The sequence below is a fragment of the bacterium genome (assembly GCA_021372535.1).
Lineage (GTDB): Bacteria > Latescibacterota > Latescibacteria > Latescibacterales > Latescibacteraceae > JAFGMP01.
Genome location: JAJFUH010000214.1, coordinates 1 through 10870, shown reverse-complemented (window position 1 = coordinate 10870; position 10870 = coordinate 1). Strand labels below are relative to the sequence as shown.

9 protein-coding genes are annotated in these 10870 nt (G+C 43.9%); 2 read left to right on the top strand and 7 right to left on the bottom strand.

Annotated features, from left to right (window positions below):
• The 7 genes from trpD to LLG96_18410 form a co-directional block, all read right to left on the bottom strand.
• A partial coding sequence (gene trpD, locus LLG96_18440) for an anthranilate phosphoribosyltransferase (GenBank protein ID MCE5252185.1) occupies positions 1-456 on the bottom strand: 456 nt, incomplete at its 3' end.
• A 106-nt stretch (positions 457-562) separates the two neighbouring features.
• Entirely contained in the window at positions 563-1126 is a 564-nt protein-coding gene (locus LLG96_18435) for an aminodeoxychorismate/anthranilate synthase component II (GenBank protein MCE5252184.1), read from the bottom strand.
• A complete protein-coding gene (trpE, locus tag LLG96_18430; GenBank protein MCE5252183.1) occupies positions 1123-2628 on the bottom strand; it encodes an anthranilate synthase component I in 1506 nt (501 codons plus the stop codon). The genes LLG96_18435 and trpE overlap by 4 nt, the downstream gene beginning before the upstream one ends.
• 11 nt (positions 2629-2639) lie before the next feature.
• On the bottom strand, positions 2640-3986 hold the full coding sequence (locus tag LLG96_18425; protein MCE5252182.1) for a DUF4139 domain-containing protein: 1347 nt from the start codon (positions 3984-3986) through the stop codon (positions 2640-2642).
• A gap of 363 nt (positions 3987-4349) precedes the next feature.
• Positions 4350-5053 (bottom strand): IS1 family transposase gene (locus LLG96_18420; protein ID MCE5252181.1). Its coding sequence is split into 2 segments (ribosomal slippage): positions 4350-4729 and positions 4729-5053, totalling 705 coding nucleotides; the frame shifts between segments, so codons are not numbered across the junction.
• Between the two features lie 102 nt (positions 5054-5155).
• On the bottom strand, positions 5156-5353 hold the full coding sequence (locus LLG96_18415) for a hypothetical protein (protein ID MCE5252180.1): 198 nt from the start codon (positions 5351-5353) through the stop codon (positions 5156-5158).
• 37 nt (positions 5354-5390) lie between these two features.
• Complete coding sequence (locus LLG96_18410) at positions 5391-6260, bottom strand: hypothetical protein (GenBank protein MCE5252179.1); 870 nt, start codon at positions 6258-6260, stop codon at positions 5391-5393.
• 882 nt (positions 6261-7142) lie between these two features.
• On the opposite strand from LLG96_18410, the gene LLG96_18405 reads away from it, so the two are divergent.
• On the top strand, positions 7143-8681 hold the full coding sequence (locus tag LLG96_18405) for a helix-turn-helix domain-containing protein (GenBank protein MCE5252178.1): 1539 nt from the start codon (positions 7143-7145) through the stop codon (positions 8679-8681).
• Positions 8682-8955: 274 nt separating this feature from the next.
• Positions 8956-10710 carry a T9SS type A sorting domain-containing protein gene (locus LLG96_18400; protein ID MCE5252177.1) on the top strand — a complete coding sequence of 585 codons (1755 nt, stop codon included), beginning with the start codon at positions 8956-8958 and terminating at the stop codon, positions 10708-10710.
• The last annotated feature ends 160 nt before the right edge of the window (positions 10711-10870 follow it).

Sequence of the window (10870 nt, the reverse complement as noted above, 5' to 3'; positions counted from 1 at the left end):
CGCAAAAAGAAACGCGATCCCGACCTGCCTGAGACACTCGGATACCTTTTCGGGCGGAATGTCGAGATTTATTCCAAGCTCCGTGAGCACATCGGCGCTTCCGCACTTCGATGAAACGGAACGGTTGCCGTGCTTTGCCACCACTATTCCCGCTCCCGCCGAAACAAAGGCGGCGACAGTTGAAATGTTGAATGTGTGCGCCCCGTCTCCGCCGGTTCCGCAGGTGTCGAGAACATCCGTGGTTCCCGCCTCGATACAGGTGGCTTTTTCACGCATGACTCCTGCGAAAGAGGTTATCTCCTCGACAGTCTCCCCTTTCATTCTCATTGCAATCAGAAATCCCCCGATCTGGGCATCGGAGGCCTCGCCGTTCATGATGATCTCCATGACCGTGCGGGCTTCATCGCCGGTGAGATGCACACCGTCAACAACCTTCTGTATCGCTTTGGCGATCATTCTTCCCCCTTGTTGCACCAAGCCTTTTCAAACAGGCCGGTTTTCATCGGACAATGACATCAGCCCTCACAGGAAAAAAGGGACCTGAATCAGGCCGATGCACGGTTTACATTGCCAGAAAATTCTCCAGTATTCTCTTTCCTTCAACGGTAAGAATCGATTCAGGATGAAACTGCACGCCCTCGGTCTGGTGCTCACGGTGACGGACACCCATGATGACTCCATCTTCTGTCCATGCCGATATTTCAAGGCATTCCGGCAATGATTCCCGTTCAATCACCAGCGAGTGATACCGTGTGGCGGTAAACGGATTTGAGAGCCCCTCGAAAATAGTCCTGCCGTCATGGTGTATGGCCGAAGTTTTACCATGGAGGAGTTTCGGTGCCCGAATAATATTTCCGCCGAACGCCTGTCCTATGGACTGGTGACCGAGACATACACCGAGTATGGGAATGCTCCCCGAAAAGACATTAACCGATTCGACCGATATTCCCGCCTCGGTTGGTGTACAAGGGCCCGGAGAAATCACAAGCTTTTCGGGTTTCATTTTTTTTATCGTTTCGATAGATATTCTGTCATTACGGAATATCTTCATGTCTGCACCGAGCTCTCCCATATACTGGACAAGATTATAGGTAAACGAATCATAGTTGTCAATCATGAGAATCATAGCTGCTCCCCCCGGCCCGAAACGGCGAGTTCCCCGTTTTCAGCCATATCGATAGCCCTGAACATCGCCATCGCCTTGTTGACACATTCCTGGTATTCACTCTCGGGGTCGGAATCTGCAACGATTCCGGCGCCGGCCTGGATATATGCCTTCCCGTTCTTGATGACGATGGTTCTGATGGCAATACAGGAATCCACATTCCCCTGGTAATCGGCGTACCCGATCGCGCCTCCGTAAATGCCCCGTTTCGTGGTCTCGAGTTCGTCGATTATTTCCATTGCCCTGATCTTTGGAGCGCCGCTGAGCGTTCCCGCGGGGAAGAACGACAGGAGGGCATCGAAACCATCCCTGCCTTTGGCGAGGTTCCCCTTGACCGAGCTGACCATGTGCATTACATGGCTGTAGCGCTCGATAAACATTTTTTCTTCGACCCGCACGGTACCGTAACGGGCAACTCTCCCCACATCGTTGCGCCCCAGATCGAGGAGCATGACATGCTCGGCGCATTCTTTCTGATCTTTCATCAGCTCACCGGCAAGCGCAGCGTCCTCTTCGGCAGTTTTGCCGCGGCGCCGCGTTCCGGCAATGGGACGGACTTCCATCTCATCGCCCTCGACACGGACGAACATTTCCGGCGACGCGCCGACGATATCGACTCTGTCGGTCGAAATGAAGAACATGTAGGGAGAAGGATTGACGATGCGGAGCATGCGGTAGATATCGAAGGGGGCAACAGTGATTTCACGTTCGAAGCGCTGAGAGAGCACAACCTGAATCACATCACCTGCATAAATATAGTCCTTACATCGGGAAACGTTATTCATAAACTCGGATTTTTCAATATTCGGTACCGCCTCACGGTGTCCGTCACCGGTCATCGGCGGCGGAGCCGAGCGGTTAGCGAGCAGGTTATCGAGCCGCTGTATTCTCAGAACGGCCTCGTGATACTTGTCCTCCAGAGTGCCGGGCGCATCGGTATGGACATTCGAGATTATGGAGATGGTATGCCCGATATTGTCAAACACGAGAATCGTATCGAAAAACATGAAAAATATATCATCGACGGAAAAATCGTCCCTGTTCGTATCGGGGATATCTTCGACAAGCCTCACTGCATCGTATGAAAAATACCCGACGCCTCCGCCGGTGAATCTCGGTAGTCCCGGAAAATCGACACCCTTGAAGCGTTTCATGAGGGTACGCAATTCATTGATCGGATCGCCGCTGAACCGTTGTTCCATGCCGGTGTTCAGATCGCGAATGGTGCCTGATTTACCCCGTGAACGAAAGATGAGAAAAGGATCCGCCCCGAGAAAAGAATATCGCGCCACTTTCTCGCCGCCCTCGACGCTTTCGAGGAGGAACGAGTACGTCGTCCTTCCCCGAATTTTAAGATAGGCAGATACCGGTGTTTCGGTATCGGCAAGCAGAGTCTGTACGATGGGAATGACGGTTCCCCCACCGACCCGCTCCTTGAATTCATTGAAATTGGGTCGTATCACATTCATTTCCTTTATTTATAACGAACCGTATATGTTATAACCGCTTCCCCATCGGCGGGGATAGTGACATTGAATTCTATGGTGTTTGCATCCTTTTTAACGAAATCGGTCGATTTTTCTCTGATTTCCCAGTCGCCCCACAGGTGCTCGACAGCGGTTATAGTAACCGGTTCTTCCTTACGGTTCCTCAGTTTTACCTCAACGCTTTCATCACGCACATTCTGCGAAACTCGCTCGGTATCGGTAACCCGACGTTCACCGACAAGATCGAATGCATTCCCCGCGACAAGCCGCACTTTCTCATTTTTCGGTGTATGCTCGATAGAATCCTCTCCGACAAACTCGAGCGCACCGTCGGTATCGCGCTTATACATCCTTACTTTACCTGCCGGCAGGGGTATACCCGGACCTCCTTTTTCGGAATTGACGAATTCCATGGTGACCGAAACTTTTTGCGAGTCTTTCCGGGAATCGTAAATAAAACGTTTATCCACTTTAATTACGGTTGGCTCAAAAAGAGCAATCTGTTTTATTTCAGCGTTTTGTACCGTGGTCTTTCCCTGTAACTCGTAGAGATGATACTCGAAAAGCCCCCGTTCCTCAAACCCGCCGGGCATTGCTTCTTCCGCCTTGGCGCTCAGGGTCATCTGGCGGCGGAAATCCGGCCGGGGCGGTAAAACCCGATGAACGTCACCGGCAACGACTTTAAGTATCGCATCGTTGTAGGTCGCACCAGAATTGTTTTCGATGGAAACCCACGACGATAACTCCATTTCACGGTCGCTGCTGCCCACAACCGCCGTATACTCCGCATGCCATGACATACCCTCTGTCATATAGGAAACCTCGGTCTGTGTCGACTCATCGTTCTTACTGTACATTTCCCATACAAGGGTAGGGCGAGTGATAAGCCCGCCGGGAAGCTCGGGAAACTCAAAACGCTCGATCGCATCGCTCTTCACAATATTCAGTTTCCCCTCGCGGCTTTTAATAACCACATCATCGGAAACAGCCTGAAGCGTTCCCTCCACGATATCGCCTTTTTCAAGACGAAGAGCTATTTCACGGTCTATATACCGTTCCAGTACTTTTTGGGGACTCACCAGGTCATAGCGGTAATTCTGCTCGATGATTTTAATATCCCCTTTGACGGCAGTAAATCTGACCGATGTGGGATCGATTTTATCGGCGACATCGGTAAACGATATTGTCTGACGGCCTTTTTTGAAACTCATGGTGTCCACTGACTTGACAACGGCCAGATCCGAATTGTATACCGTAATCGATATCTCTCCGGAATACGCCGCGCGGTTACACATTATCAGCATCATGAGTACTATTGTCACAGCTCTATTCATAATTTTCCTCCATGAAATTATTCCCTTTACTGCCGTAAATCATGGAATATTCCAATAATTTTTCCTGAGCGCTATTCTCCGTAAAAAAACCAAAAAAACCGCCGGGGCGCCCCAGCGGTTTACAAATAAATATTCTATGTCAAGCCTATAAATTGGGCGCACACCTGGCTTTGCATGATATTCTACGCCACCACCAGAACCTCTCATTGAAAACACCAGCGTGCACCATCGTTATCTCTCCCATTAAACTATTTTACAGAAAAAACAATGAAAACAGCAATATGTCAAGCTTTTTTTTAGTTCAATCGAAAAACAGCCGTTTCTGTTTGTGTCTATGTGTCGTGGTTTAAAAATTAGAGAGTTTCAATTTAGTAGTGATATAAGATGTTCATGAGAACCATTTACCCAGAATGTTGCAAAAAGAGCTAAAGTGGCATCGACCATCTTAATTGATTTGGAGACGATGAGTGTTCTTCGATGGAATCGACCGAACCAATGACGCAATCGACTATTATTCCTTTCGATCATAGTAGTTTCCCGTTTGGTTTGAACCAGCATATCGGCAGGAATAAGTTCAGCATAGGCATCCCATTTGTCTGTATTGCAGATAGTGACATGGTATTGGTGAAGCTGTTTCAGGAGTCCGGTGAGGGTTTGGGAGTCTCGGTTGCCGAGTTCCCAATCCAGTAATTGACCGGTAATGCGATCCATAGCTGTCCAGACCCAGAGTTTTTGTTTTTTTTACAGAGGTAATGCCATAATTCATCCAATTCCAGGATGACGGTTTGTCCTTCGGGCCGTGGTCGTTCAGCATGTTCTGCCGCATAATCGCGGATCCAGTTGAGAACAGATTGCGCTGAAACTCCGCACAGTTGCCCAATACGATTCAGTGATAAACCGCTTAGATAGAGTACTACTGCCAATATCTTTGTTTTTAGTGGTTTTCCACGCGGCGTAGTTCGGGTGAATTGAAAACCACAGGCTCGGCATAAATGTTTGTGAACACCTTTTACAGAACCGTTTTTGACCACATGAGAACTTTTACACCTGGGACAGTCCATAGGAATCACCTCCGGATAAAGGGTTCTCCGGAAGTAATATACAACAAAAAATACAGAATGCCACTATTTAGTTGATACTCTCAAAAATTATTTTCATAAGTACTCCGTTTAAACCCCAATCTTAATATTTTCAAGCATTTCCTTTTCGTGTTCCACATCAAGAAGGAACTCCTGAACTTTTTGTCGAAATCTCGGAATCAGTAATTCGCACACACGCGGATTATCACAACCATTAAACAGTTCTTCAAGATGTATGTTCAATTCATCAAGAATTTCATACCATTCATCAACACGCCGCTCTTCCATGGAAAAACCTCGTCAGAATTATTTATACCATTCGCCACTATGAAGAGACAACCGAAAGTGCAAGGGTTGTTTTTAACCATAACTCAAGCGATTCGGTTTTTGAGGTTTCACCGGGCCCTCCCATACCTCCTCGACCTCCGCCCCTTCCTCCCGGGCCACCCATTCCTCCGCCACCTCCTCCCCGTCTTCCCACACCACCCGTGCTGCCCTGGCCACCACTACGGCCTTCACCACGGTTTCTCATTTGATTAAAATTAATTTTACCGGTTGCCAATCCTATCCCTATCACTTTCGAGCCCTTTGTTCCGACACTGTAGGGTTGTGATTCGCTTCGCAGGAGTGGAATACACAATTCATAGACGAGGTTCCCTTTTACACTGCCTATCTGGCAGCTTATTCCATATTTCTGGGCATCGACAACAGAAATATCCGTATGCGTGTCCTTCTCCGGTCCGAGAAGCTCCATTTCTTTCTGCATTGATTCCTGGAATACTTCAGGCTGTACAGAATCGTCCGGTCTTTCGGCCTGATCCCTGTTTCGCATCATCGGTCTTCCGCCCCCCCTCATTCCCAAAGGGAAATGAATACCGAACAGTTTCTTCTTTCCGCCATTTTCATCAAACCATACCGTGAATCCTGCAGCCATCAACTGACGTTGAAGACGGATATCACGGGTTGCAAGACGGATGTACAAGGTGTTTTCATCATTGAGCAGCCCGACCGATACTTTCCCTTCCTCAAAACTATACCGGGCATTGTCCCATTCTGCCCCGCCATCGACACCGTCAACAGTAACCGGCCTGTCCCGCCATGTGCTTTCAACTTCAGTCATTCCGCAACCACCGGATATAACGATGATGAAAAAGATCACACTGACAATAACCATATGATTTATAAGCGTTTTCATTCCTTCGAATCTCCTTTTCCGGTGAGTTGCTTTTTTATGTCTTGATTCCATATTACATTATATGATATGATATTATATTCACTTCTTCAGGTTTGACGATTATCATTTCCATAAGGTTTATAGCCCGTTCAATTTTATAAAAAAAAAATCCGGAATAACCCCGGAACAGGAATATTTGATAACTCAAGGCCATCTCTGATAATGACAGTTGAGAGAAGCGTTTGAAAAAACAGCAACCGATCGGAGTTGGGGAAACTAATAATCCGCTCCGGTGAATCCCATAAAGGAGCTCATCCGCTCTGTTTTGAAAGGCGGAAACACCATAGTTCCCCCGTTACGGGTGCGCGTATCCAGTCATTTCCCGCGACGGTGTGTGTTGTAAGTCAGGCTCCTCAGCCCGATCGGCCGAACCTTGCCTATTGTAAAGAGAATAGGGTCCCCGGTTATTTGAATCTGAATGCAGAAAACATGTGAAGTCCGGCACCATGAATATCAATGCCGCGCCGAACGGTTTCCCGCCGCATGACTTTCACGCTCTTTTTCACGGATAGACGATAAATCGGGTCGAATCATCTCCCAGTCCACCCACGCGTTCAACCGTACCAGCAGGTCGCCGTTCCGTGTCAAATCTTCAAAACAGAGTTCAATGTCAAACAGCCATTAATCATAATTCATCTCACTGATTATCAATATCTTATACTCATTTTTTACAATATACAATAATGAAGGATTATGCAATTAAAAATCAACGCTCTATAAGCTGATTTCAGAGGAATCCTTAATAGTTTAATTAATTTGACATTTTATGTTATAAAGCATAATTTATTAATCAGGTGTCACATTTTCAAGCGTCATAGGTCTCACTTATATTTGGCCATTATCATGAAAAAAAGATTCTATATATTGTTTATATTTTTGTTATGCAATTCCGTAAAAGTCTATTCAGATAAAACCGATACCATCCCCCCATCGTATTTCTGGATAACTCCTAAAGAATTCTCGATACTCACCACTAACTCAATAAAACTATGTGTGGATGTCAATGATAAAACAAATGGGACAGGAATTGAAAGTGTAAAATTTTATGCCCATTATTATGATTATACTTGTACGGAAATACATAAAGAGTTTATCGGTGAAGTTAAGGATTTTCCCTATGAATTCCTTTGGGATTGCTCCAATATTCCTGATCAATGCCTTGATGCCCTGATTTTATATTGTGATGTTACCGACAGTTTGGGCAATGTATCCAGTGTCCCCCAGGGAAAAGTAAATGGATATGGGCTTAAAATTGTGCTTGATAGAAATCCATACTTTAAAGATTTACAATTACTTGCCCATAGAATAAACAAACCCGTTATAATTGACGGTAATCTGAGTGAGTGGGCTCCAAAGGACAGCATTGTTTTTTCTAACAATGATGATAACATTATTGTCTATTCAACATGGGATAAAAAAAATCTCTATTTTGGTATAAAAGTATATGATAAGTATGTCACAAGTCCTTTTGATAAAGATGATACTAAAATTAAAAATATACCACTGGGAGATAAAATCGAAATATATCTTGATACACTTCATGATCATGCTCAAATCCGCGATTCACATCATCCGAGTTATATATTCTGCGCCTCCGGTTTGGTTTTTCAACGTACAATGGTTTTTAACGGTGTTCAGTATGAAAGCATTGAGGATTACAATTTAAACGCGTCAGTATCAGTTCAAGGTACATTGAACAATACCACAGATATTGATCAAGGATATATCATTGAACTTGCATTACCTTGGGAAAAAATGGATGTTGATAAGAAGAATATAAAAAGTATGGGGCTTGAAATATGGACTAATGACCAGGATTATGCAAACGAAAATAAATTTTATGCCGGATGGTCCACAAGAGCCGGATACTTATTTAATCCGAGTGAGTGGGGTAATATAATATTTGTAGACAAAAAAGTTTTAAGTTTAAAATATCTTGTTTTCATAGGATTCCTTATTTCAGTGATGCTTGCCTATATATCGATAAGGGTTATAAAAACATTTAAATCAAAAGATGAAGATGAAAGAGTATTCGATAGCCACATTAAAAATGCAATAGAATACATCAAAGAACACTATTCAGAGGAAACTCTCTCAAGGGAAGAAGTTGCACAATTTGTATGTTTATCTCCTTCGTATTTTGGAAATCTCTTTAAAAATGAATGTGGATTGAATTTTACTGAGTTTCTTATACGGTTGAGGATCGAGAAAGCCAAAAAGCTCCTGATTACGACACATAAACCTATTTCAGAAATTGCTAATGAAATTGGTTTTAACGATCAGTCTTATTTTTGTCGCGTTTTTAGAAAAAAAGAAAAAAAGTCCCCCGGATTGTTCCGCAAAAAATACCTCAAACACAATAATCCTCTTGAAGTACAATAAATTCATCCTAAAATCACATAGTAAAGTTTTTCTGTTTATTGATTTTTTCATGAAATAAACTAATTTCAGTAATAGTTATTAAATATATAATAGAAAATATGGTAATAATAGATATTTATGATATTATAATGTATCTGTATTTTACATACCGTGTTTTTTGTTATATAACATTTCAATCAAATCAATCGCGGAGGTGATATATGATTGTATGTTAAATGTAAGGCTGTTATTAACTTGTAATGTCTTATAAAATTTCAACAAAAGGATTTGAGCCATGAAAAAAATTATAATAGCTTTATGTTGTTTATTACTAGTGCCGGCCATAACTTTTGGTGTTAATTTTTCCCCCACCCCTCTACGATTAAGCGCTCCAGCTGCAATTCAGTATAATTTTGATGGATCAAATCTGGTAATTCCTCTGACAGTGACTGGAACCCCGGCATATACAATATTCACGGTGTATACAAAGGATAAAGGGGAAGATATTGGTGAGGTTACCAATGGTTATCTCGGGTGGCATTATGTAAATCGCATAGACACCTGTGTATATTTATCAACTGCCAAACAATTTGACGTTGGCAAACAAACCATATCCTGGGATGGTAAGGATAATGACGGTGGCAAGGTTCCCGCGGGTGAATATACCTATTATCTCTGGGCATTTGATAATACAAATTTAGCTAAAAGGGCCACCGATCCTCAAATAGTTAGTCCTTCTTATATGAAGACTACACTGTGGGAAGTCGGTGAAAATGGAATGCCGTTGCAAAATCCATTTATAACTCTTAATACTGGTCGAGAAACCGGTATTGGCAAGAAGTGGATTCTTGGCGGCGATCCTGACGATCCATCCCTTGTCGAAACAACAGATTTCGCAAAACCGGTAGATTGGCAAGGCCGTATGATGTCTGACCGGATAGCTTTGAATCCCACCGATTATAATACTGTCTATATTTCAGCATTCAATTTTAATGCCATGACTAAAGCCATATGGCAATACAAGTGGGTTCCTAATGGTACAGCAGAGCGTAATACCGACTGGGGTGTTGAAATAAAGACTCCATTCGATGAAGGATGCCACGGAATGACCACCGATAGAACTTATTTGTATACCCCGGCATCAGCTACTGTTGACCCTGATCCGTATGCAAAATTGGCTATAATCGACTTTGATGGTGAATTAATTGCGGATCAAACCCTGGAAATGTATATCAAAGTGGATGATTTCACCAAAGAGGTCAATCCTTCTACATACCAGAGTGGCGGTCCTGGCTGGCTTGATACAAGAGATAACAAACTATTCATGGGATACTGGTTCTGTCTCTTTATGGCGGCCGACCCGTACAGATACCTTGATGGTTCCTATGAAGATCTTACATTATGGATGAATGGGAATGGTGATTATGTCAATGACACATCATGGGAAGTTGATTCCACTACTCCCTGGTTGTGTTTTACTGATTCTGCACCGTGGCGTTTCGATGCTTATGTCGATGCAAATGAATTCTATTCGGTCAGCCAGTGCGGCATGGGTGCGGTTTCTTTTTCTGTCATGGGTCCTGATGGCAGCGGTGTTGGACTTTTTACGTATGCGGGAGATTCTTCGGTATATAAATTCGGCCCGTTATACTGCCAAAATGGTTCGACTTTCGATGGCATGTATATTAACATTCGCGATCAGGGCGATGGGTTGTGGTTTTTAGGTCATGATTCAATGAAGGGTATTATAACCAGCAATCCGATAAACGTAGAGGAAGCTGGACCAGTCGCTTTTGATGTTTCTCAAAACACACCGAACCCGTTCAATCCGACAACGATGATCAACTTCATCATTCCTGAGGCGGGAAACGTTTCAATCGATGTATTCAACATAGCAGGCCAGAAGGTTTCTACAATTGCAAACGAGTTCATGAGTTCCGGTAGCCACTCAGTAACGTGGAATGCTTCTGGATATTCGGCAGGCGTCTACTTCTACACTGTCAAGTGTGGTGATTATTCCAGGACAATGAAAATGACGCTGCTGAAGTAGTTTCTTTTTTCCTTCCCCTTTTCCCTTATATAACATAAGGCCCGATTGATTCGGGCCTTATGTTCTAAATGATATTATAGGAGAGGTAATCATCGTGATCAGGAAGGTCATTGTAATTATTATTGTTATCGTAAATACGGCTTTTGCAATGAATTTATAT

Coding starts and splice junctions, on each gene's coding strand:
- LLG96_18435 (MCE5252184.1), bottom strand. CDS start 1,126: ATGATTCTCATGATTGACAACTATGATTCGTTTACCTATAATCTTGTC.
- LLG96_18425 (MCE5252182.1), bottom strand. CDS start 3,986: ATGAATAGAGCTGTGACAATAGTACTCATGATGCTGATAATGTGTAAC.
- LLG96_18415 (MCE5252180.1), bottom strand. CDS start 5,353: ATGGAAGAGCGGCGTGTTGATGAATGGTATGAAATTCTTGATGAATTG.
- LLG96_18410 (MCE5252179.1), bottom strand. CDS start 6,260: ATGAAAACGCTTATAAATCATATGGTTATTGTCAGTGTGATCTTTTTC.
- LLG96_18405 (MCE5252178.1), top strand. CDS start 7,143: ATGAAAAAAAGATTCTATATATTGTTTATATTTTTGTTATGCAATTCC.
- LLG96_18400 (MCE5252177.1), top strand. CDS start 8,956: ATGAAAAAAATTATAATAGCTTTATGTTGTTTATTACTAGTGCCGGCC.